The following is a 24,328-nucleotide window of genomic DNA, read 5'->3' on the forward strand; positions in this document are numbered from 1 at the left end:
ATAGTGATGACATTACATAACGTTCACTTTTTTACTTTCTTTTTTATTCCACCCATCTCGGGAGGCGGAATTTCGGTGTAAAAACGAAAGTAAAAATTCCAAAGCCTCCCACTAGGGAGGCTTTTTTGTAACAGAATTTGGTTAAGATATTGAGGACAGCATGAACAAACCACAGCCTTTGAACCATACACGTGAACAGATAACTGCACTAGATAAAGATCTGTTGGCACTTCTGGCTAAGCGACGGGAACTGAGCCTCGATGTTGCCCGCAGTAAAGAGGTCGATATTCGGCCAATAAGAGATACTCACCGGGAAAAAGAGTTGCTGGCTAGGCTCGTCAAGCAAGGGCGGGAACAGGGGTTAGATGCACACTATGTCATCTCTCTCTATCAGAGTATTATCGAAGACTCAGTGCTTAACCAACAGGCCTATCTTCAGGGCCGTGCTAATCCGGACACTCAAAAGCAACAATATTGTGTTGCTTACCTTGGCGCCAGAGGTTCCTATTCATATCTTGCAGCCAACCGCTACTGCGATAGACGTCAGGTCGACATGCAGGACCTTGGCTGTAAAAGCTTCGATGAGATTGTCCAAGCGGTTGAATCCGGCCATGCTGACTACGGGTTTCTGCCTATAGAAAACACATCATCTGGATCGATTAATGAAGTTTATGATGTACTTCAGCATACCAGTTTAGCCATCGTTGGTGAGACCACCATTGAAGTTGGCCACTGCCTATTAGCCAAGGCGAGTAGTAATGTCAGTGAAATTAAGACGGTATACGCTCACCCTCAACCAATTAGTCAATGTAGCCGCTACCTGAGCCAGCACCCGGATTTTAAACTCGAGTATTGCTCCAGCAGTGCTGAGGCGATGGAAAAGGTCATAGAGAGTGGTGATCCGACAGTAGCAGCAATTGGCAGTGCCGAAGGCGGTGCACTCTATCAATTAGAAGCGATTGCCCAAGACTTAGCGAACCAAAAGATTAACCAAAGCCGTTTTATCGTCGTGGCCAGAAAAGCCATAGCCGTTCCCGAGCAGCTTCCGGCAAAATCGACACTAATCATGGCTACAGGCCAAAAACCTGGCGCCTTGGTCGAAGCCTTGTTAGTCCTTAAAGCCCATAACCTTAATATGAGTAAACTCGAGTCTCGCCCTATTCCCGGCACCCCATGGGAAGAGATGTTTTATCTGGATCTCGATGCTAACCTGTCCAGTGAATCGATGCAGTCCGCATTAAAAGAACTTGAACGTATCACCCGTTTCATCAAGGTATTAGGTTGTTACCCTTGCGAAACAGTTAGCCCTACTCAGCTTTCAAATAGTCAGCTGATGATAGAGCCCGATACCAGCCGCGCCGAACATACTAACGAACTAACAGAGCTGTCAGCTATCGCCGCAAACGAGCAGATAAGATATTGCAAGAAGTATAAACAGGACGCTACGCGTATTACCAGCGGTCAATTAGACATAGGTGATAAGCAGTTTGGCGCAATCGCGTTAATCTCATTACCACAAGATAGTGCCCTCTATAGCCAGAAGGCAAAATCAATAAAAGAAGCAGGATTTCAGGCTGTTGTCCTGGAGGGCTTATCAAGACAACAAGATGCAACAGTCAACGTTATCGAGTTCAAAAAAGCGCTGCACCAATTTGATCTCGAATGCATACTCTCTATCGAACATGAAGCCGAATTAAAACTTGCGACCGAGCATGCCAGCATTTTACTGGTATCGGGAAAGCAGATGAATAATCAAGCCCTGCTTAAACGCATCGGATCGTTACATATTCCTGTGATTTTAGAGCGAAACACCATGGCAAGCGTCGAAGAGTTCTTAGGGGCTGCGGAGAGTATCCTGGCAGAAGGAAATCAGCAGGTTATCTTGTGTGAGTCGGGTGTCAGAACCTTTAATGATTCGGTTATGCCATCGCTGGATTTGGCTGCATTAGTGGACATCAAAGCGATAAGCCACTTGCCGATACTGGTAAATCCAAGTTATGCATCGACTGCTGAGACGCTCTCTTCACACGCTAATGCTGCAAAGCACCTTAGTGCCGATGGTCTAGTCCTCAACTTCTCATCAGTTGCAGACGCCTTTGCAGAAGAGTTGATCACTAACGGGGACATTCTCAGAAGCTTATACCAATAAATATTGGTCAAAAAAAAAAGAGGACTGCGGTCCTCTTTTTTTTGTATCTGATTTTAGGCCGCTATATGGCAACACCGTCGGTTAAATTCAACCAACCTTTCAATATTCGATGGAAAAACCAGAGTGTAGCAATAAGGTAGATGATTGCGCTCAGCCAAATTTGTGATAAAGAAAAGCCCACCCCTCCTAACACCATAAAACCGATTGTCGAGCGTCTCTGCCAGCGAAGATGAGAGCTGACTAATGCGCCGGCTGAGGATGACTTCTGGCCAAGATTAATGATAAGCCCCAATAAGGTAGGAAGGAAAAGAAGCGGAAATGCGGTCATTAACGCATACAATAGATGCGCTAAGCTTGGATCGTCTATGGCTAGTCTCTGAGAGGTTGTCGATATCATAGATAAGCTCCAAAGTGACAAGGTATGCAAAAAATCAGATAACACTCATCTTTAACAATACGTTGTCACTGGCCATAGCGCAAATCTACAGATATAAAATACTTAACCCTTTACAAGGCTAACGAGATATCCGACTTCATTTTTGTAGAGCAAGCAAGTACATAGCCTTGTGCTATTTCATCAGCTGTCAGTGTCATTTGACTGCTCGATTCTGTCTCTCCCTCCAGCACCTGGCACTTACACGCACCACAAACACCCGAACGGCAAGCTGCTATGATTGGTAACCCTTCGGCTTCAATCCCTTCAAGCAAGCTTTGATCTTGGCTCATACTTCTGCGACGCTCGCCTATGCTGAGCATAAAATCTGTTTGTTCTGACACTGCACCAGGAGCAGCCTCAGAGGTTACAGCTGCGCCACCGAAACTCTCTTGGTGGTACATAGACATATCGAAGCCTATCTCTTCTAAGAGAGACTTCACCCCGTTCATAAAAGGTTCGGGGCCACATACAAAAATAGTTCGCTGGTGAAAATCTTCGACCAAGCTCTGGAGGTTACCGGCATTGATACGACCAGACTCACAGGCTAATGTACTCTCTATCTGATCTGCACCTGACTCTAGGATCAAACTTAGCTTGAAAGCTGGGTTATTGAGACTAATTCTATCTAAATCGGACTTAAAGATAAGGTCCTCAGGACTCTTAGCACAATGCAGAAAGGCGATGTCGGCCCCAACCTGAGTATCAGTTAACCAACGAGACATAGAATACATAGGCGTGATACCACTGCCGGCACTCAGGAACAGGAATCTGTCGGCTTTAATATCAACCAGGTTAAATACGCCATCGGGCCCGGTTGCAGTGATGGTATCACCCACATTGAGTGAATCGGCTAAATGATTCGATACAACCCCGCCTTCGATACGCTTAATCGTCACGACGATAGAGTAAGGGCGAGAGGGCGATGAAGAGATCGTATAACTACGATAAGTTAGCTGACCATCAATTTCTGTCTTAAAAGTTAAAAACTGGCCAGGCTTAAACTGAAATTTTACCGGTTGAGCACCTTGAAAACGAAAGCTAATCACATCATGGGTTTCGTGCCACTTTTCTACACATAAAAGTTCAACTTCCCCATGTTGCCAACTAGGAGAAGTTAGCTGCAACTCATCAGAATATGGCTTTGAAATTGTGTCGGTAGTCATGACGTTCCCATAAATTTAAATACTATCGAAATAGAGGGCTAAAAATTGAAAAGTTAACTGACCAGCTTGTACCTGTCTCTATGACTGATACAAGGCGTGGTCAGTTAATTCACTTGCAGATTAAGCGACGTTTAACATTGTCTTAAGATCTTCTTCAACGGTCGTTGTATTACGAAGACCAAACTTATCTTCCAATATTTTAAGCAGATTAGGAGTTAAGAATGCCGGAGGAGTTGGACCTGTACGAATATTCTTTACGCCTAATGACAAGAGTGTCAGCAAGACAACTATCGCCTTTTGCTCAAACCATGAAAGCACAAGACTCAATGGCAATTCATTGATCTCGCACTCAAATGCTTCAGACAGAGCGATAGCAAGCTGAATCGCCGAGTAAGAGTCATTACATTGGCCGATATCGAGAAGACGCGGGATACCGTTAACGTCACCAAACTCAAGTTTGTTAAACTTATACTTACCACAACCCAAAGTCATAATAACTGAATCGTCTGGCGCCTGAGTCGCAATATCGGTGAAGTAGCTACGCTCAGCCTTATCACCATCACAACCACCGACGAGGAAGAAGTGCTTGATAGAGCCATTCTTCACGTTCTCAATAACTGCAGGAGCCGCTGCCATCAACGCATTTCGGGCAAAACCTATGGTGATAAGATGGGGGATCTCATCATAGGTGAAGCCGTCAAGTTCTAATGCTTTTTCGATAACCTGAGTAAAGTCATCACCCACTAAATGAGTCACTCCAGGCCAGCCAACGATACTACGAGTGAAGATACGATCTGCGTAGCTACCTACGTTCGGATCGATAATACAGTTAGAGGTCATAACTACCGCACCAGGGAAGTTAGCAAACTCTTTCTGTTGGTTCTGCCAAGCACTACCATAGTTACCCACCAAGTGTGGATACTTCTTAAACTCAGGATAAGCCAATGCGGGTAACATCTCACCATGAGTAAAGACGTTGATGCCCTTCCCTTCGGTTTGCTTAAGGATAAGTTCAAGGTCGACCATGTCATGGCCAGAGACCAGGATAGCCTTACCTTTTACTGCAACTGTGTTCACCTGAGTAGGCTCTGGGTGGCCGAAAGATGCTGTCTCACCTTCATCCAACATTGCCATCACTTTGTAGTTTAACTGGCCAATCTCCATTGATGTAGCGAAAAGCTTATCGACATCAACTGAATCTTCACCAAGGAAAGCCATAATTTCATGGAACTGACCTGCAACCTCATCATTCGTCTGACTAAGAACGCGCGCATGCTCCATATAAGCTGCGGCACCTTTCAGGCCGTATAAACATAAGAGGCGCAGACCCAAAATATCTTCATGAACGTCGCCACGATTCGGAGCAGCTAATGCAGCCTGAGTGATCATCTCTGGCTTTGAAGTGGCTAAAATTAATTGCGCTGGAGCACTCAATTCTGCAGGGGTAACACCTTTAGCGGCACATGCAGTCTCATAAGCATCTTGCAAACGGCCACGGTATGCGTTTGCTTGCTCAACATACTCGACGAGTCTGGCGTCATCAAAGTTAACGTTGGTCAAGGTTGCAAAGAAGGCCTTAGGAACGAAGGTGTCGATTTCATGGTCGATAATATCGAACTCACGAGCCTTTACCGCGTAGGCTGATACACCTTGAAGTACATAAATAAGTAGATCTTGTAGATCGGAAGTTTCGGCAAGCTTTCCGCACATTCCTTGAGAATAGCTACAACCATTTCCTGCTGGGGTTCTAATTGTTTGTTCACACTGAATACAAAACATTACGACTGCTCCTGTTTTTAATCATGCTTTTTATTTGCATGTTTTAGGCGATTATAAATCCATTAGTGCCAGCTTCGAAGCAATATTAATTTTAATGATGAAAACTATGAAGTAGATCAACTTCTCAATTAACTAATAAAGTCAGAGAATAATTAGTTAAGCAGGAGATAGAAAAGGATATGGACTCGTCACATTGATAGAAAATTAAGGCTAAAATATCAGGGATTTAAAATATAAATGGGAGCCAACGCTCCCATTTTATACAAATTCAATCAGGCATAAATCTAGTCAGTCTTCATATCATTAACCGATTGCAGCATGGCTCGGCTCTCACGCTGGAATTGAGGAGCAAAATCTCCAAACCATTGCGCCACCTCTTCGAACTGAGAAACAAATGCTTCGCGGTCACCTGATTGCAACAGTGACAGAGCCTGGGAGTAATTATCTAAATAATCCCTGATAGCGTTAAGACTCTCTTTTTGGGCAAATATAATATCCGCATACAGTTCCGGACTTTGCGCGAAGAGTCGACCCACCATAGCTAACTCGAGTCGGTAGATAGGTGAGCTAAACTGCAACAGAGACTCAATATCAGCTTCTTCCTTGTATAGGTTTAACCCATAGACGAAAGAGGAGAAGTGACGCATAGCCTGAACCAGTTGCATCGCCTTATCATGACGCTCAGGCTCAGCTTCTACAATACGGGCCCCCCAGATCTGTATCTGTTCGAGCAACCACTGATAATCTTGACTCTTACGACCATGACATACAACGACAACCTGTTTAGCTAAGCTACCGACGTCAGGGCCAAACATTGGGTGTAACCCCACGACAGGGCCTTTGTGAGCCTCAAGCATTGCATTAACAGGCTCTCCCTTAATAGAAGTCAGGTCGGCAAGAATACAATCTTGAGGTAGCTCGGTAAGTTTTTCTTTGATCAGATCGCATGTGATAGCGATCGGAACAGTGACAATCACTAACCCTGCCCCATCGAAGATCTCTGTCGCTCTACACCAATCATCTTTATCGAGTACCTGAACCTGGTAACCGGATAAGACCAACATTTGTGAGAACAGGCCGCCTAACTTCCCCTCCCCTCCGACCAGAACCACATGACCAAGATCCGGATTCACCTGTTTAAAGCCAACATCCTTCTCATTGAGATAGGACTCACGCATCAAGCGTCTCAATATATCCTCAATCAGTTGAGGAGAGACATCCATCTTCTGCGCCTCGCCCCGACGCTTAGCCAACATTGAAGCTTCACGTTGAGGCGCATAAATAGGAAGGCCAGCCCCATGTTTAACCGCTCCAACCTGAGCGACTAAATCCAATCGCTTCCTTAAAAGGTGGATCAATTGTTGATCGACGCCATCTATCAGGCCTCGTAAGTTTTCGAGTTCAGCCGTTGTTTTTTCATTCATCGATCATCAGCCCATTACAAAAAAAATCATCAGATATTAGCAAAATAACTACACAAGCCAGCTATGAGCCAACCAATCAGGCATTGGCAACCTTAAGCATATCAAATCGCGTCGGTAAAACAGAAGATAATAAGGCCGAACCTTCACGTAATATCTGCTCAGTAGTTTCCCAATCGATACAAGCATCGGTCACTGACACCCCGTAAGCGAGTTCGTCCATGGGCTTATCGCTGCTCTGATTCCCCTCATTCAGATGGCTCTCTAGCATGACGCCTATGATAGATTGATTGCCGTCTGAAATCTGGCCGAACACATCTTCACAGACGCCCTTCTGCTTGCGATGATCCTTCGATGAATTACCGTGGCTGCAATCGACGATTAAACGCGCATTTAGATTGGCACTGTGCAGCTGACTTTCGCACTCGGCAACACTGACAGAATCATAGTTCGGTGTTTTGCCACCTCGTAAGATCACGTGACCATCAGGGTTACCCGCGGTTTGCAGCAAGGCTACCTGGCCTTCCTGGTTAATTCCCATGAAACGATGACCACTGGCGGCAGATTCAAGAGCATTAATAGCCACTCCAAGCTTGCCGTCGGTGCCATTTTTAAAGCCTACAGGCATAGATAAACCTGACGCCATCTCTCTGTGGGTTTGTGACTCTGTGGTGCGAGCCCCAATTGCCGACCAAGTCACCAACTCAGACATGTACTGCGGGCTGATAGGGTCAAGCGCTTCGGTAGCAACCGGCAGACCAAGCTCAGCTAAATAGATCATCAACTCACGGGCCTGTCGTAGCCCCTTCTCGACATCGAATGACTCATCCATATCCGGATCATTGATCATCCCTTTCCAACCAACCGTCGTACGCGGTTTTTCGAAATACACTCGCATAAGAATGTAGAACTCATCACTGAGCTCATCATGAAGTCTCTTAAGCTTTAACGCGTACTCTTTCGCCGAGGGAATATCATGGATTGAGCAAGGCCCGGTAACGATAAGCACGCGATTATCACGCTTATGCACGATATCGGCCACAGTCTTACGAGCATTGAGCACGTAGTGATAAGCATGCTCAGATAGAGGGAGCTCAAGTTTCAACTCCTGGGGAGTGACTAATACTTTCTCTGAACTGATATGAACATTGTTAATTGTATCTTGTTGCATGCTAACCACCTGATGACTTCTGAAAAACTGAGCTTCGCTACATTGCTAACCTGTATTCGACCTTAAGGATGTAAAGGCGTACTGCTACACCATTACAAGTTAAGGCTAACTATGCCTGTGCTTTAGAATAAGATCAAGGGCGATCTGCTAACAAGAGGAAAATTCATGGAAAAGGATTGAGGGCAGTTCTAAGTTCTAAGTTCTAAGTTCTCAGTTCTAAGTTTTAAGTTGTAGGTTCAGGATTCTCAGTTTGAGACATGTATTTATCAACCCTATCTTCTTATTGTCTTAGCTTTTCTTGACTTAGCTTTTCTTGAGTTAAGACTTACCACTTTTTTAGCTTTATCTTGAGACTTATAGCTTTCTTGGCTATTAGAACTTTCTCAGCTCTCAGAAACACAAAAACCCGCCATAAGGCGGGTTATTGTGCGAACACTGCATCTTTTTTTTACTGCGTACTACTAAATTACTTAGTAGAAAGCTTCTCACGGATACGTGCAGACTTACCTGAACGCTCACGTAGGTAGTAAAGCTTAGCACGACGAACACGGCCGCGACGCTTAACTTCGATGCTAGAGATGATTGGGCTGTGAGTCTGGAACGCACGCTCAACACCTTCACCATTAGAGATCTTACGTACTGTGAATGCAGAGTGAACGCCGCGGTTACGCTTAGCGATTACAACGCCTTCAAACGCCTGTAGACGCTCTTTACCGCCTTCTACAACACGTACTTTAACAACTACTGTGTCACCTGCACCAAACTCTGGTACATCTTGCTTCATTTGCTCTTCGTTGAGCATTTTAATGATGTTATTCATGAAATAAACTCCATACTAGATATAACTGTCCGTAACTATCCGCTTTGGTTCGTTTGGTCAACAAACTCACTCAATAGCTTCGTTTGTTCGTCAGTCAGAGCTAGATTTTCTAATAAATCTGGTCGTCTTAACAAAGTTCTACCGAGACTCTGTTGTAGACGCCAGCGTCTAATATGTTCGTGGTTGCCACTTAACAACACTGCCGGTACATCTAAACCATCCAAGGTTTCAGGACGAGTATAGTGGGGACAATCCAATAATCCGTCAGAGAAGGAATCCTGCTCTGCCGAGGCTTTCTTTCCTAGTACACCAGGAACCAACCGTGATACCGAATCAATCAGAGTCATCGCAGGAAGTTCACCGCCCGAAAGCACGTAATCTCCAATTGACCACTCTTCATCCACTTCAGTCTGAATAATGCGTTCGTCTATACCTTCGTATCGACCACACACTAAAACCAAACTGTCTGACTTAGCTAACTCTTCGACGCCTTGCTGTGTCAGCTTGCGTCCCTGAGGAGATAGATAAATCACCTTCGCACTGTCACCAGTTGCAGCTTTCGCCGCATGGATAGCATCGCGTAGAGGTTGCACCATCATTAACATGCCAGGGCCACCGCCATAAGGTCGGTCATCCACAGTCTTATGTTTATCATGGGTGAAATCACGAGGATTCCACGTTTGCAACTCCAGCAGGCCATTTTTAACGGCCCGACCCGTTACTCCAAAGTCTGTTACGGCGCGAAACATCTCAGGAAACAGGGTTACTACCCCTAACCGCATATGTTCTACCTCGACTTAAAAGTCCGGATCCCAATCCACTGTGATCTGTTTTTCCGTTAAGTTCACCTCAATGATGAACTGCTCGGTGACAAAGGGGATCATACGTTCCGCTTTGCCGAAGCCATCTTTAGCGTTAGCTTTAACAAGGAGCACATCATTCGATCCCGTTTCCACGATCTCCTGTACTTTACCCATGTTGTAGCCTTTGGTATTAATCACTTCACAACCGATAAGATCTCGCCAGTAGAATTCATCTTCCGGCAAGGTCTCCATCTGTTCTGGAGTAACCGCAATCTCACAATTTGTGAGCATCTGCGCGTGTTCCCGTGATTCTACGCCCTCAAGACAAGCGACAACCGCTTTACCCTGATAACGCCACTGGAGCACTTTAACCTCACGCCATTCGCCTTGCTCTTTAATCAACCAAGGTGAATAGTCAAAAATACCTTCAACAGAATCGGTATAGGTAGTGATCTTCAACCAACCCTTAATGCCATGACTGGATCCTAATTTCCCCAGCACAACAGGTTCTTGTTTACTACTCATCAATCTATACCTTAACGCTATTAAGCAGCAGCTTTACGAGCGTCTTTAATTAGCTTTGCTACACGATCAGATGTAGCAGCACCAGTAGCAACCCAGTGCTCAACGCGATCTAGGTCTAAACGTAGAGTTTCTTCCTGGCCACGAGCCATTGGGTTGAAGAAACCAACACGTTCGATGAAACGACCGTCACGAGCATTACGGCTATCAGCAACTACGATGTTGTAAAATGGACGCTTTTTTGCGCCGCCACGAGCTAAACGAATGGTAACCATGCGTCTTTTATCCTCTAATGATTTGCTTCTTATGAAGCAAAAATAAAAACTGGAACCCCGTGTTCGCGAAGAGTCCCAGATAGAAAGCCGGACGATTTTACCTTACTCGCCGACGAATGCAACCAAATATACCGATTCTGATTAAACTCTATTCAATTAAATGAAAACCGGTATCAATGATTTTTACTCTTTTTTACCATTACTCAGGCGACATTGACCCTGACAGTGACGGTAAATAGAAAGCCCACAGATACCAATATTAGCATCTGTGGGCTCATTAACTTGTAAAACTGGTTCGTTCTAGCGACCCGGCATCTTCATTCCCGGAGGCAACATGCCCCCCATGCCACGCATCATCTTCTTCATACCACCTTTACCAGACATCTTCTTCATCATCTTCTGCATCTGACTGAACTGTTTAAGCAGACGGTTAACGTCTTGGATCTGAGTACCTGAACCTTGAGCAATACGACGCTTACGCGAACCTTTAATCATATCAGGACGAGCGCGCTCACCTTTGGTCATAGAGTTGATAATGGCTTCCATCTGATTAGTCATCTTGCCATTTTGCACTTGAGCTAAGGCTTCAGGAGGCAACTGTCCAACACCGGGAAGCTTCTCAATCATGCCCATCATGCCGCCCATGTTCTTCATCTGCTGAAGTTGCTCACGGAAATCTTCAAGGTCGAAACTGCCACCTTTCTTCACTTTAGAAGCAAGTTTCATCGCCTTGTCTTTATCGACGCCGCGTTCAACTTCTTCAATCAGTGACAGAACATCGCCCATACCTAAGATACGTGATGCAATACGATCCGGGTGGAATGGCTCTAAAGCATCGGTCTTTTCACCCACACCTAAGAATTTAATCGGCTTGCCGGTAATGTGACGAATAGATAAGGCTGCACCGCCGCGAGCATCACCATCCACCTTGGTCAATACGACACCGGTCAGAGGCAGAGCTTCGTTAAAGGCTTTAGCCGTATTGGCCGCATCCTGACCCGTCATGGCGTCGACAACAAAAAGCGTCTCGACAGGGTTTACCGCAGCATGTAGCGCCTTGATCTCATCCATCATGCCTTCATCGACATGCAAACGACCTGCTGTATCGACAATCACCACATCGATAAACTTCAACTTGGCATGGCTCATTGCCGCATTAACGATATCGATAGGCTTCTGACTAACATCTGACGGGAAGAATTCGACTTCCACCTCAGCGGCCAATGTTTCAAGCTGTTTAATCGCCGCCGGACGATAAACATCGGCACTTACAACCAGTACCGATTTTTTATCTCTTTCACGTAGAAACTTAGATAACTTGGCGACACTGGTTGTTTTACCGGCACCTTGCAGACCCGCCATCATAATGACTGCCGGAGGCTGAGCCGATAGGTCTAACCCTTCGTTCGCCTCGCCCATCGCGTTTTCTAACTCGCTCTGGACTATCTTGATAAATGCCTGACCCGGACTTAAACTTTTTGAAACCTCCAAGCCTACAGCGCGTTCCTTTACGCCGTTGACGAAAGCTCGTACAACAGGCAAAGCAACATCAGCCTCAAGTAGCGCCATGCGCACTTCTCGTAAGGTATCCTTAACATTATCTTCAGTTAAGCGCCCACGACCACTGATATTTTTCAGCGTTCGTGACAGTCTGTCCGTTAGGTTCTCAAACATTATCGAGTTCTTTACCGTTTAGAATTTACATTGATGCGGCGTATTATATACCCAAGCCAACTTAAGATGCCAGCGTCAGGGCGCCCGTCGGCTCACCGGCCAAGAGTGTTCATAACAAGGAGGTCCTCGCCGATATCAAGCATGAGGTGCCGATATTAAATGAAAACTTCCACGGGGCAAGCTCAGTGCAATCTATCCCCCTCTCTTTCTTATAAAGCAAACATTCAATAACGACTACTTATTAACGGCTACTATCAACGGCTAGGATTAACCCTAATAGTAACAACCAAATAGTGCTGAAGGCCGCGTAAAGCAGGAGGCTTAACGGGGGGGAGTTAATAACCCCGGATTTATTCCGTCCCGGCTTTTTAAAGCCGTATTTCCGATTGCGCTTTAGAATCCCTTTGCCCGAAGTTCGTTAAAGCATCGTACTAAGGGGAGCATCAATATCAATAAAGCTATATGACTTATAAGTGTAACTTGTATATGTGCAGTGTAAAAGCCCGTCACGGCGCTAAGAAATGTGTAAAACTTAGGCCTAACGCTCAGAAAGAATTAATTTTTGTACGCTAACCTACTGCACAATTGGTTGTCGCTCGTGTTATTCTAGGAATAAGATTTACATGTGAACTTTTCCTGTTCGATACATCTGTTTGTATCGTCAACAATCGGTGCACTGCAAACACAAACGATAGGTTAATACTCAATGGTCATATTTTCCGCTTCAGCCATGTTATTTTACTGCATTGCCTTAGTGCTAGTGGTTAGCCGCCTCTTTCATTCCGACGGCCCTAATCGACGTATTGTCGCCGCCTTCGCAGCGATAGCCGTAGTGCTCCATGCAGCCGCTCTCTCTCAGGCAATTTTTACCGGCGACGGTCAAAACTTTAGCCTAACCAATGTAATATCTATGGTGAACTGGATTATCGCTTTCAGCTTCACTGTGCTGTTATTCAGGCTGAAAATGATTGTCGTCGTGCCCGTTGTTTATGCCTGCTCAATCATCTCCGTCGCCCTTCTTTGGCTGGTTCCGCCTGAGTATATAACTCACTTCGAACTAAACCCGGATATGTTGTCTCACGTGGTGCTTTCGCTCATGGCCTACAGCGCCCTGATGATTGCGGCGCTATATGCGATACAGCTTGCCATCATTCAACATAAATTAAAGAGTAAGAAACTCATCATGAGTCCCTCTATGCCGCCTCTGATGACAGTTGAGAAACAACTTTACCATCTGGTTATAGTAGGCGTGATCCTATTGAGCCTTTCGTTAGCGACCGGCTTTATTTTCCTCGATGATATGTTCTCAGAAGGAAAAGGACACAAGGCGATACTCTCTATCATCGCCTGGTTTACCTATATTGCCATGCTCGCACAGCAATACTGGGTAGGCTGCAAAATAAGAACCGCCGTGCTCTATACTCTGACCGGAGCCACCATGCTCTCACTCGCCTATTTTGGCGCACGAATTGTCAAAGAGCTTATTCTTACCCAGTGATGGCGAGAGTTTACCTAAAGCTCTAGCCTGAGTTAGCCTTATTTGCATCGATATTCAGCGACTTGAATTTATCCTAAACAATAAGGCTAACTTGACACTTTCCCCGATTAGCTGTAATTACTAGTTTCTTACGCTTACTTCATGTTTTTTTAACATGTTCTCACCCAATACTGGAGCTCCTTTTTGGACGCGATATCGACAAGCGCACTCCTGATCATTCTAGTTGTACTACTGATCATTTCAGCCTATTTCTCAGGCTCAGAAACCGCGATGATGTCCCTCAACCGCTATCGACTAAAGCACCTCGCCTCTAAAGGTCATAAGGGAGCTAATCGGGCAATTAATATGTTAGAGCGACCGGATAGGTTGATTGGCCTAATTCTCATCGGGAACAACCTGGTCAATATCTTAGCAGCATCTTTAGCCACAATTTTGGCCACTCGCCATTTTGGTCCAGTCGCAGGCCCTGCTATTGCAACCGGGGTACTCACCTTAGTCGTGCTGGTTTTTGCCGAAGTCACACCAAAAACAGTCGCCGCCCTGCACCCAGAGCGTATCGCCTTCCCATCGAGTTTCCTACTCAAGTGGCTGTTGGTCGTATTCTCCCCCCTCGTAAAGGTAGTCAACGCAATTACTTCCGGCGTATTACGTCTTATTGGAATTCACTCGGTTAAAACTTCAGATGCGCTGAGTCAGGAGGAGCTGAGAACCGTCGTCCATGAAGCCGGCGCCCTTATCCCTACGCGTCACCAGGAGATGCTGCTATCCATCATGGATCTGGAGAAGGTCACGGTAGAAGACATCATGGTTCCGCGCTCCGATCTCTACGCTATTAACGTTAACGACGAGTTCAAGAGCATCAATAAGCAGGTGATACAGAGCCCTCATACCCGCGTCCTGCTCTATAGAGATAACATCGATGATGCTGTCGGCTTCGTTCACCTTCGTGATGCGCTGAGATTACAATCTAAAGAGCAGTTCAGTAAGTCCTCGCTGCTTCGTGCCGTAAAAGAGCTCTATTTCATCCCCGAAGGTACACCTCTGAACGTACAGCTGGGTAACTTTCAGCAGAATAAGGAGCGTATAGGCCTAGTGGTCGACGAATACGGGGATATTCAGGGATTAGTCACCTTAGAAGATATCCTCGAGGAGATTGTCGGTGACTTCACTACCTCCATGGTCACCACTCCCAGCGAAGATATCAACCAGCAACAAGATGGCAGCTTCTTAATCGAAGCAAGCATCAACATTCGCGAGATGAATAAAGAGATGCATTGGGACTTTCCTATCGACGGCCCCAAGACGCTAAATGGCCTCATCGTCGAGTATCTCGAAGAGATCCCGGCGCCTTATACCAGTATGCGGATCGCCGGTTATCCTATCGAGGTGGTGGATGTAGCCGAAAACATGGTCAAAACGGTTAGGGTGATGCCCCAGCACTATAAGGCGCCGAAAAAGGCTGACAACTAACCCCCCCGAACTGCCGAATATAAAAAGGCGCCGAGGCGCCTTTTTACTTTTCTATCGCAGCTTGCTCAATCATGAGCGCGCCGCACGACGCTCAGCTTCCAATAAGCGGCGCTTATCTACCGCCATCGGCGTTATCTTTTCATCTAACGCCCTCTCGAGCCCAAGCATAAAATATACCTCAGCCATCAGGAAAAACGGCCCGATAAGTAACTGATTCAAATCATCCACGAAGGCAGGCTTCGCCTTCTCATATTTATGGCCAATCAGTTGAAACACCCAGCCAATAACAAACACGCCGAGCGCAATCCAGATAGCGCCCTGTGACTGGGCCACAAGATGTGAGGTATAGAACACCGGGATGATAAACAGGGTTAAGCCAATGGCCAGACGGACATGCAAGCTGATGTAATAGATGAGTACCCCGATGGTGAAGGCGCCGGCAACATTGATGCTGATGGCAGGATCATCCAGGGCAAAAAAGTTGACAGGAATAAGATTCAGCAGCAAGAACAGCGACCAGATAATCAGCGGGATCCCCACAAAATGAGTCCTGATATTCTTCGGGTTCAGGTGAACACTCTTATAGGTCGATAACTGCTCTTCGGCTGATTTCATCTGTTCTCCTCGCATATAAGTGTGACGTTAGTCTCATTTATCACTAACTTAATTCATTTCTTACTACATTAATAGCGTCAAGATTTAAAAAGACAAAAGTCAAAACAGCCATCAGCGAATTGAGATTGACCTCCTGCACCTAAAAGCGTCGGTTCGCCTTAAACAGAAAGTGATGTTACAGCTGATATCAATACACAGATCAGATGAGAAACTAAAAGATTAATTTGTTTTAGCCCCCCCAACTCAACTATATTAAATAAAATAATACAAAATCAATGTATAAGCATTACATGAACGATACCTACAAGCATAAAAAAGTTACAGAGTCTGATACCACCCTAAACGCCATCCTGGATTTAATAGTTGAGGGGACATGGGACTGGAACGGTGAGACTGGCCATGTAACCCGTAGCCCCGGGTGGTATCGAATGCTGGGCCATGAAGTAGGGGTATTTCAGGAAAATGTTTTTACCTGGGAAAACATCATTCATCCCGATGACTACCAAAGAGTGATGACACACTTCGAGCAATATATAAACGGGAAGTCGACGCAATACCTTATCGAATACCGCTGCAGAAAGTCTGATGGCAGCTACTTATGGATAATGGACCGAGCTAAGATAGTGGCTCATAAAGCCGACGGTACAGTGGCCAGGATGATTGGCGCACACCACAATATTCATAATAAAAAGTTGGCAGAAGATGAAGTCAGCAAGCTCAACAACCTCCTGAAAAAAGGCAATATGTCACTGGATAACCTAATAAAGATTAATGCAAATGAGCTGGAAAAGAAAAACCAGGAGCTCGAAGAGAAAATTAAAGAGGTAGCTCTCCTCTCTAATATAGACCCACTCACCTCTATCGCTAACCGAAGAAGCTTTGAAAAAGAGCTAAGCAAAGAGGTATTACGTTCAAGAAGGTACAATCACCCCCTCTCTTTAGCCATTTTTGATATAGATCTATTCAAAGACGTCAACGACACCTACGGCCATAATAAAGGCGACCTTATCCTGCAAAAACTGTGTGAGCTGATATCCGCTAATATCAGAGAGCTGGATTGCTTTGCCCGCTGGGGAGGCGAAGAGTTTGTTCTCATATTTCCGGAGTTAACACTGGAAAAAGCCCTCATCGTAACCGAGAAACTAAGAGCGACAATCAGCCAATATGAGATAGAACCCAACCTGTATATTACCTGTAGCTTCGGTGTCACCGAATGCACAGATAAGGACACGATAGAGGATCTATTTCAGCGCATCGACAACTCGCTCTACCAAGCAAAAAGCAACGGCCGCAACAGAATCGAAAGCCTGTAACTCAAAGCCTAAAGATCGATATACCAATCTCCCGAACCAAGCAACAGACATTCCAGAGTATAAACGACCTCTAAAGTCTGGCTTATCATTATGCTTTCCCAGCCACTATTTGGTGGAAAACTCAATTAGAAGAGAGCACTTGCTTGTAAATCAACTAGTGTCGATGCGTCTGAGGGTATCGAAAACAGGGATGTTTTCGTTAAGCGGCCAGGGACGGCTTCACAGCGCCCCGAAGAAGTATCTGCACATTCCCCGCGGGAAACGATAAATACCAGTGAAGGAAGGACTTCAAATAAACATTCAAATGACAGTTTAAAATTATCGAGTCTTATTTCTAAGACTCAAGAATGACTGTTGCCGTCGCATAGTGCTTCTCATCGGCAATCGAGATATGCCCGCGAACGCCACCTAGAAGCGCGAGCCTTTCGGCCGCCCCGCCGCTGAAACTCACCATTGGTGCACCATTGGCATCATTGGATATTTCGATATGTTGAAACGAGACACCGCGGCCGATGCCAGTCCCCAGCGCTTTGGCTGCAGCCTCTTTGGCGGCGAAACGCTTGGCCAGATACCGCCCGGGTTGAGACGAGGCGACAAATATCGCCATCTCCGCTCCAGTCAGCACTCGCTTAGCCAGACGGCAGTTAACCAGAGCCTCATGATCGCCGGCCTGGGGGACTTTTTGCTCGATACGTTCAATCTCGGCGATATCGGTACCTAAACCAACAATCATGAATACTCCTTAAAGCAGAGAAGCTGTAAGTCTTAAGCTCAAGACAGAGCAAAGAAAGTTATAAGTTCAAGAAAGCTACGAATCACGGCGCTCAAGCTTACAGCTTATAACTTATCGCTTATAGCTCGTAACACCTAGCTCGTAGCCCGAAACTCGTAGCTAATAGCTATTATTCCCCTCTGCGACCTTCGTTCATCAGTTGCTTCATATCTTTTACGGCTGTCGCCAAGCCATCGATAGCGGCGCGAGCGATGATGGCATGGCCGATGTTTAGCTCATATAGCTCTGGAATCGCTGCTATCGGCTTAACGTTATGGTAGTGAAGTCCATGGCCGGCATTGACGATTAAGCCCTTAGAGTGTGCGTATTTGGCCATTTCAGTGATACGTGCCAGCTCTTTAGCCTCTTCTGCTTCATTTTCGGCATCGGCGTAACAACCGGTGTGGATTTCGATCAGAGGTGCCCCCACTTCGACAGCGGCATCGATCTGGGTTTTATCGGCATCGATAAACAGAGATACCTTGATCCCGGCCTCATCGAGACGTTGCACCGCAGCGCCAACCTTTCCCATCTGACCCGCGACGTCTAAGCCGCCTTCGGTGGTGAGCTCTTCACGCTTCTCGGGTACCAGACACACATAGGTAGGTTTGACTTCACAGGCAATATCGAGCATCTCGTCTGTTACAGCCATCTCAAAATTCATGCGTGTTTTTAATGTTTTAGCCAAAAGATAGATATCGCGGTCTATGATGTGACGTCTATCTTCACGCAGATGAACCGTGATCCCTTCGGCGCCAGCGTGCTCAGCTACCGCTGCGGCATGAACAGGATCCGGATACGATGTTCCACGGGCCTGACGTAAGGTCGCGATGTGATCGATATTAACACCCAGTAAAATACGGCTCATGGAAATTCCTCAGAATATAGGGGATAGGGCGACGTTATTTTATGTTCACGTCGTCAGAATATTAGTGAAGCTATTGTACTAATGTCGCGGGGAAAAACCAGTGAAAAACTACTTACGCCGATTGGTATTGCCTATCGGTGATGTTGGCCGGTATTTAAATAACGCTCTCGACTTCAAAGGCTTGTCACCCAGACAAGGGGCTAACATGAGCCGCATCAAATTCCTGGCCTGTTTGAAATGTGCAGGCAGCAACTTATGTTCATTCAGTGCCAGCAACATCTCTCCGCTATAGTGAGTGGTCTTAGGCCCCAGAGCGCTGACAAAACCTTCATCGGGCAACAGACGATAGTAGTAATCGACTTCGATTGCATCCTGCCTGATGTCGACGGTAAGTGTCGGCATCAAGCCTATCTCTTTGAGCAGTTCGAGCTCAAAATATCTCAGCTGACTCTGACAAAAGTCTGCAACCATCGCCATCAAGGTCCTGTGGTAGTTGAAAAATAGTGCCTCACCACCATGATCGACACTGGTACAACGCACCAGCAGTTCGTTGAGGTAGAAACCAGAAAAGCTCACCTCTCCACTTAGAGGAATAGCCGGACTCGCGGCTTCGACCTGAGTGAGGTTCTTAAGACTGGTGCGGCCGGACAGTTCAAAAATAAGAGGCTGAAAGGGTTGTAAAACACTCTTAATCGAGCTCTTACCACTCCCCAGACGAGCGACGCAATCGACCCTTCCCTGACCATCGACCAACATGTTCACTAAGACACTGGAGTCACGAAAGGGACGAGTGTGCAGCACATAACCGCGCAACATTAATCAAGCTCCAACGGTACTGGGTGTAAGAAGATTTTGGCGCAAAAAAAATGCCCATCAAGTCGGCAATGAATCATTACCGAGTCGAGAGGCATTATTGTACGAAGAGTATTACTCCTCGCCATAACCTAAGCTACGAAGTGCACGTTCATCATCGGCCCAACCGGATTTAACCTTGACCCACATCTCAAGGAACACCTTGTTGTCGAACAAGACCTCCATATCCATACGGGCAGCCGAGCTTATCTTCTTGATGCGCTCGCCTTTGTTGCCAATCACCATACGTTTCTGCGTCTCGCGCTCGACAAGCACCAAGGCATTGATCTGATAGACGCCATTTTCCATCATCTTAAACTGCTCGATCTCTACCGTTGCATCATAGGGCAATTCATCACCCAAGAAGCGCATCAGCTTTTCACGAACGATTTCAGATGCCATAAACTTCTGTGAGCGATCGGTAACATAGTCTTCGGGGAAGAAGTGTGGCGACTCAGGCACAGATTCCACTGACATATCTAAGATACGCTGAACGTTGGTGCCCTGAGTGGCTGAAATAGGCAGTATCTCATCAAACTCAAACTTCTTCGATAACTCTTCGAGATAAGGGAAAAGAGCTTCCTTATCTTTGATATTATCGACCTTGTTGATAGCCAATACTGTCTTACGACCATCATCACGGCTTTGCAGTTTACGCAGCACCATCTCATCATCTTCGGTCCAGGTCATGCCATCGACGACAAAGATCACCAGGCTAACTTCGGCTAATGAACTGGCGGCCGCACGGTTCATCAGACGGTTGATGGCTCGCTTCTCTTCCATATGCAAGCCAGGAGTATCGATAAACACTACCTGACGTGCGCCATCGGTATGAATACCCATGATGCGATGACGGGTCGTTTGTGGCTTCTTAGAGGTAATACTGATCTTCTGACCAAGTAATTTGTTGAGTAACGTAGATTTACCCACATTTGGTCGACCAACAATCGCCACCATGCCGCAATACGTCACATCGTATTTTGCCGCCGATGAGGAATTGTTCATCTGTGCCAACAGCTCATCTAAGCTAGGTTCGTTCTGCTTACCCGCTTCATTGTTTGCTGGCGCGTTTTTCTTGGTCATCTCTTAATTAACTCCAAAGCGTCCGCAGCCGCTAGCTGCTCCGCTTTTCTACGGGAACTTGCAATACCGATAACCGGCTTGCTTAACTCTTCAACATAACACTCCACCGTAAAGGTTTGCGCGTGCGCTTCGCCTTTAATGTCTATGACTTTATAGACCGGAAGTGGCTTTTTAAAACCTTGCAACAACTCCTGTAGCAAGGTTTTTGGATCTTTCTGGTTTACCGGCTGGATAGTCGCAAGACGTGACTCATACCAACTCAGCACTAAACGACGACACTTTTCGACGTCTGAGTCGAGGTAAACGGCACCGATAATCGCTTCAACGGCATCGGCAATGATGGACTCTCGTCGAAACCCACCACTTTTCAACTCACCCGGGCCTAAATTCAGGTAATCACCTAACTTAAACTCGAAACCGATCTCTGCCAGCATCTTTCCACAGACTAATGTGGCACGCATACGGCTCAGATCGCCCTCAGTAGCCTTAGGAAATTGATGAAACAGCGCATCCGAGATAATAATGGACAGTATAGAGTCTCCAAGGAACTCCAGCCTTTCATTATGTTTACTGGACGCACTACGATGCGTTAATGCATGCTCGAGTAACGATTGGTCGTTGAACTCATAACCTAAAGTTCGACATAATCTAGGCATGTTTTTAATCGGTTCCATCTTATGTAATTCCACCTACACGCTCAAAACGTACACCCGTCGGGATCCAGCTTGGTAAGAAGTCGGCTGCCGTTCGTTCAAATTCAAAACTAATCCAGATAGCCACCGCTTTACCGACTAAGTTCTCCTCGGGTACAAATCCCCAGAAACGACTATCGGTACTATTATCACGATTATCACCCATCATGAAGTATTGCCCTTCAGGAACGATAAACTCTCCGACAGGAAGGTTTCCTTCGCGGAAGTAATATCCTAAAGGATCGGGGCGACTTGGGTTGATAAGAATATCATGACTCACCTCACCCAGCTGTTCGGTGTAACGCAGTAGCGGTGTACCATTTTGAGCAAATTCGCCCTGATTAACAGAGGCTCTGGATACCTGCTTTAGTTCAGGACAGCTCTCAACGCCTTCACCGCACGCCGGCTGTATGTAGAGCTGCTTATTACGGTAGACAATTCTATCACCAGGCAGACCAACTACTCGCTTGATATAATCGATTCTTGGATCGACCGGATACTTAAATACCGCGACATCACCACGTTCTGGCTTATTGGTCTCAACTAACTGATTACGCCACACAGGATCTTTAAGCCCGTAGGTAAACTTCTCAACTAAGATGAAATCACCAACTAAGAGTGTTGGCATCATAGAGCCCGACGGGATCTGAAAAGGTTCATAAATAAATGAACGTAAAATAAGTACAAATGCGATCACTGGGAAGATAGAACGAGACGTCTCAACGAGAGCTGGTTCACGAGTGATTTTTTCGGCGACTTCTTCACTGATATCCGCGTCTACCGCTTGCGCCATCGCAAGCTTTTCACGACGCTTAGGTGCCAGTAACAGTGCGTCGGCCATCCAAACCAGGCCACTACTCAATGTGACTAACACTAAGATAAGGGAAAAATAGGCTGCCATAGGTAATTAACTCCTGCCTTAAAACAAATAATGCTATCTCTGAGCGATACCCGGTTTAAAAAATCGAGTATCTGAGAGGGATAGGTCAGTTATACGTTAGTAACGAAAGCGCCGCAAACTGCGGCGCCTTATTTTGCTCACTATTAACAATTCTTAACGAATGAGTCTCTAATCATTGAGCTTAAGCACGGCAAGGAAGGCTTCTTGTGGTACTTCCACATTACCCACCTGCTTCATACGCTTCTTACCCTCTTTCTGTTTCTGAAGCAGCTTCTTCTTACGAGAAACGTCACCACCATAACATTTAGCCGTCACATCCTTACGCATCGCCTTAATAGAGGAGCGCGCAATAATCTGACTGCCAACGGCGGCTTGAACAGCGATATCGAACATCTGACGTGGAATAAGTTCTTTCATCTTATTCACCAATGCTAAACCTTTATGACGGATCAATCCTTTATGGATAATCATTGCCAGGGCATCGACTCTGTCACCATTGATTAGGATATCGAGACGCACCATGTCAGCAGGTTCGAAACGAACAAAGTTATATTCGAGTGACGCATAACCGCGACTGGTCGACTTAAGGCGGTCAAAGAAATCCATTACCACTTCGGCCATTGGCAATTCATAGGTGATTGCCACTTGATTGCCATGGTAAACCATACTTTTTTGAACACCGCGCTTTTCAACACATAAGGTGATCACATTGCCCAGATAATCCTTAGGCACCAAAATATTGGTCTCTACGATCGGCTCGCGCATCTCTTCGATATTATTTATAGCAGGAAGATCTGACGGGTTATCCACATAGATGGTTTCCCCTGTCGTCGTCACAATCTCATAGACAACCGTAGGCGCCGTAGTGATCAAATCCAGATTATATTCACGCTCTAAACGTTCCTGGATGATCTCCATGTGTAGCAGACCAAGGAAGCCAATACGGAAACCAAAGCCCAATGCAGATGATGTTTCAGGTTCGAAGAAGAGAGAAGCATCATTCAAGCTAAGCTTGTTCAATGCATCACGGAAGTTCTCATAATCATCGGTCGAGATAGGGAATAAACCCGCATAGACCTGCGGCTTAACCTTCTTGAAACCAGCAAGAGGTTCAACGGCACCATGCTTAGCATGAGTCAAGGTATCACCGACCGGGGCACCGTGGATCTCCTTGATGCCGGCGATAACGAAACCAACTTCACCGGTTTTTAGCACTCCGGTATCGGTTTGTTTAGGTGTAAAGATACCCACGCGATCTGCGTTATAGGTCTGTCCCGTAGACATAACCTTAAACTTATCGCCCTTCTTCAGGACACCATTTTTGATACGTACCAGTGACACAACCCCCTGGTAACTATCGAACCAGGAATCGATGATCAGCGCTTGCAGAGGCGCTTCAGAATCACCTTCCGGCGGTGGTATTTGCTCAACGATAACTTCAAGCACATCTTTAATACCGATGCCGGTTTTTGCCGAACAGCGCACCGCATCGGCCGCTTCGATACCAACGATATCTTCAATCTCATCGGCTACACGTTCAGGGTCGGCCTGAGGCAGATCGATTTTATTCAGGACAGGAACAACATCCATATCCATCTCTAGCGCGGTATAACAGTTTGCCAGAGTCTGGGCTTCTACGCCTTGTCCGGCATCGACCACTAAGAGTGCACCTTCACAAGCTGCAAGGGAGCGCGATACCTCATAGGAAAAATCGACATGGCCAGGCGTATCAATAAAGTTCAACTGGTATGTTTCACCATCTTGAGCTTTATAATCGAGAGTAACACTCTGTGCCTTAATGGTAATGCCGCGTTCACGCTCAATATCCATTGAGTCCAGAACCTGGGCTGCCATTTCACGCTCAGAAAGACCGCCGCATTCTTGAATCAAACGATCGGAGAGTGTTGATTTGCCGTGGTCGATATGGGCAATAATCGAAAAGTTTCTAATGTGCTTCATGTTATGGATTGATTACTACTCGAAGTTGAAATTATCAAAAGTGCCGAATTGTACCCGATCGACGGACTAATACCAATCGAATACCCGGATAA

22 protein-coding genes and 1 other annotated feature are annotated in these 24,328 nt (G+C 46.1%); of the genes, 4 read left to right on the forward strand and 18 right to left on the reverse strand.

Annotation, left to right across the window (positions count from 1 at the left end; translation table 11 throughout):
* The first annotated feature begins 8 nt into the window (after positions 1-8).
* Positions 9-130: a sequence feature (Phe leader region), on the forward strand.
* A 30-nt stretch (positions 131-160) separates the two neighbouring features.
* The gene (locus EKG39_RS03080; RefSeq protein WP_126504094.1) at positions 161-2,149 is read left to right on the forward strand and encodes a chorismate mutase; all 1,989 of its coding nucleotides are present in this window, start codon (positions 161-163) and stop codon (positions 2,147-2,149) included.
* A 61-nt stretch (positions 2,150-2,210) separates the two neighbouring features.
* Here the strand turns inward: EKG39_RS03080 and EKG39_RS03085 are convergent, their stop codons facing one another.
* From EKG39_RS03085 to ffh, 10 genes are all read right to left on the reverse strand, one after another.
* On the reverse strand, positions 2,211-2,546 hold the full coding sequence (locus tag EKG39_RS03085) for a hypothetical protein (RefSeq protein ID WP_126504096.1): 336 nt from the start codon (positions 2,544-2,546) through the stop codon (positions 2,211-2,213).
* 110 nt (positions 2,547-2,656) lie between these two features.
* Complete coding sequence (locus tag EKG39_RS03090) at positions 2,657-3,748, reverse strand: FAD-binding oxidoreductase (protein ID WP_126504098.1); 1,092 nt, start codon at positions 3,746-3,748, stop codon at positions 2,657-2,659.
* 120 nt (positions 3,749-3,868) lie between these two features.
* Positions 3,869-5,527 carry a hydroxylamine reductase gene (hcp, locus tag EKG39_RS03095; RefSeq protein ID WP_126504100.1) on the reverse strand — a complete coding sequence of 553 codons (1,659 nt, stop codon included), beginning with the start codon at positions 5,525-5,527 and terminating at the stop codon, positions 3,869-3,871.
* Between the two features lie 284 nt (positions 5,528-5,811).
* Positions 5,812-6,951, reverse strand: coding sequence for a bifunctional chorismate mutase/prephenate dehydrogenase (gene tyrA, locus EKG39_RS03100; RefSeq protein WP_126504101.1), 1,140 nt, complete (start codon positions 6,949-6,951; stop codon positions 5,812-5,814).
* Positions 6,952-7,027: 76 nt separating this feature from the next.
* On the reverse strand, positions 7,028-8,119 hold the full coding sequence (locus tag EKG39_RS03105; protein ID WP_126504103.1) for a 3-deoxy-7-phosphoheptulonate synthase: 1,092 nt from the start codon (positions 8,117-8,119) through the stop codon (positions 7,028-7,030).
* Positions 8,120-8,585: 466 nt separating this feature from the next.
* A complete protein-coding gene (gene rplS, locus EKG39_RS03110; protein ID WP_076407746.1) occupies positions 8,586-8,939 on the reverse strand; it encodes a 50S ribosomal protein L19 in 354 nt (117 codons plus the stop codon).
* A gap of 35 nt (positions 8,940-8,974) precedes the next feature.
* Positions 8,975-9,721: a tRNA (guanosine(37)-N1)-methyltransferase TrmD gene (trmD, locus tag EKG39_RS03115; RefSeq protein ID WP_126504105.1), complete on the reverse strand. Its 747-nt coding sequence runs from the start codon at positions 9,719-9,721 to the stop codon at positions 8,975-8,977.
* 15 nt (positions 9,722-9,736) lie between these two features.
* On the reverse strand, positions 9,737-10,267 hold the full coding sequence (gene rimM / locus EKG39_RS03120) for a ribosome maturation factor RimM (RefSeq protein ID WP_126504107.1): 531 nt from the start codon (positions 10,265-10,267) through the stop codon (positions 9,737-9,739).
* A gap of 20 nt (positions 10,268-10,287) precedes the next feature.
* On the reverse strand, positions 10,288-10,539 hold the full coding sequence (rpsP, locus tag EKG39_RS03125) for a 30S ribosomal protein S16 (protein ID WP_076407737.1): 252 nt from the start codon (positions 10,537-10,539) through the stop codon (positions 10,288-10,290).
* A 300-nt stretch (positions 10,540-10,839) separates the two neighbouring features.
* A complete protein-coding gene (gene ffh / locus EKG39_RS03130; protein ID WP_126504109.1) occupies positions 10,840-12,213 on the reverse strand; it encodes a signal recognition particle protein in 1,374 nt (457 codons plus the stop codon).
* Between the two features lie 706 nt (positions 12,214-12,919).
* On the opposite strand from ffh, the gene EKG39_RS03135 reads away from it, so the two are divergent.
* Together EKG39_RS03135 and EKG39_RS03140 are read left to right on the forward strand one after the other, a co-directional pair.
* Positions 12,920-13,711: a cytochrome C assembly family protein gene (locus tag EKG39_RS03135; protein ID WP_126504111.1), complete on the forward strand. Its 792-nt coding sequence runs from the start codon at positions 12,920-12,922 to the stop codon at positions 13,709-13,711.
* A gap of 183 nt (positions 13,712-13,894) precedes the next feature.
* On the forward strand, positions 13,895-15,181 hold the full coding sequence (locus tag EKG39_RS03140) for an HlyC/CorC family transporter (RefSeq protein WP_126504113.1): 1,287 nt from the start codon (positions 13,895-13,897) through the stop codon (positions 15,179-15,181).
* 69 nt (positions 15,182-15,250) lie between these two features.
* Here EKG39_RS03140 and EKG39_RS03145 read toward each other — a convergent pair whose 3' ends face one another.
* Positions 15,251-15,796: an Mpo1 family 2-hydroxy fatty acid dioxygenase gene (locus tag EKG39_RS03145; protein ID WP_126504115.1), complete on the reverse strand. Its 546-nt coding sequence runs from the start codon at positions 15,794-15,796 to the stop codon at positions 15,251-15,253.
* A 290-nt stretch (positions 15,797-16,086) separates the two neighbouring features.
* Between EKG39_RS03145 and EKG39_RS03150 the strand changes: the two genes are divergently transcribed.
* Complete coding sequence (locus EKG39_RS03150; protein WP_126504117.1) at positions 16,087-17,109, forward strand: sensor domain-containing diguanylate cyclase; 1,023 nt, start codon at positions 16,087-16,089, stop codon at positions 17,107-17,109.
* A 334-nt stretch (positions 17,110-17,443) separates the two neighbouring features.
* On the opposite strand, the gene acpS is transcribed toward EKG39_RS03150, so the two are convergent.
* The 7 genes from acpS to lepA form a co-directional block, all read right to left on the reverse strand.
* Positions 17,444-17,842: a holo-ACP synthase gene (gene acpS, locus EKG39_RS03155; RefSeq protein WP_126504119.1), complete on the reverse strand. Its 399-nt coding sequence runs from the start codon at positions 17,840-17,842 to the stop codon at positions 17,444-17,446.
* Between the two features lie 169 nt (positions 17,843-18,011).
* Positions 18,012-18,749: a pyridoxine 5'-phosphate synthase gene (gene pdxJ, locus EKG39_RS03160; RefSeq protein ID WP_126504122.1), complete on the reverse strand. Its 738-nt coding sequence runs from the start codon at positions 18,747-18,749 to the stop codon at positions 18,012-18,014.
* 108 nt (positions 18,750-18,857) lie between these two features.
* Positions 18,858-19,565, reverse strand: a complete 708-nt coding sequence (recO, locus tag EKG39_RS03165; RefSeq protein ID WP_126504124.1) for a DNA repair protein RecO — start codon at positions 19,563-19,565, stop codon at positions 18,858-18,860.
* 111 nt (positions 19,566-19,676) lie between these two features.
* Positions 19,677-20,684, reverse strand: a complete 1,008-nt coding sequence (era, locus tag EKG39_RS03170) for a GTPase Era (protein WP_126504126.1) — start codon at positions 20,682-20,684, stop codon at positions 19,677-19,679.
* On the reverse strand, positions 20,681-21,358 hold the full coding sequence (gene rnc / locus EKG39_RS03175) for a ribonuclease III (protein WP_126504128.1): 678 nt from the start codon (positions 21,356-21,358) through the stop codon (positions 20,681-20,683). The genes era and rnc overlap by 4 nt, the downstream gene beginning before the upstream one ends.
* Before the next feature lies 1 nt (position 21,359).
* Positions 21,360-22,277 carry a signal peptidase I gene (lepB, locus tag EKG39_RS03180; RefSeq protein WP_126504130.1) on the reverse strand — a complete coding sequence of 306 codons (918 nt, stop codon included), beginning with the start codon at positions 22,275-22,277 and terminating at the stop codon, positions 21,360-21,362.
* 168 nt (positions 22,278-22,445) lie between these two features.
* Positions 22,446-24,236: a translation elongation factor 4 gene (gene lepA / locus EKG39_RS03185; protein ID WP_126504132.1), complete on the reverse strand. Its 1,791-nt coding sequence runs from the start codon at positions 24,234-24,236 to the stop codon at positions 22,446-22,448.
* Positions 24,237-24,328 lie beyond the last annotated feature (92 nt).

It is taken from the genome of Shewanella atlantica, assembly GCF_003966265.1.
In the GTDB taxonomy this organism is placed as follows: Bacteria; Pseudomonadota; Gammaproteobacteria; order Enterobacterales; family Shewanellaceae; genus Shewanella; species Shewanella atlantica.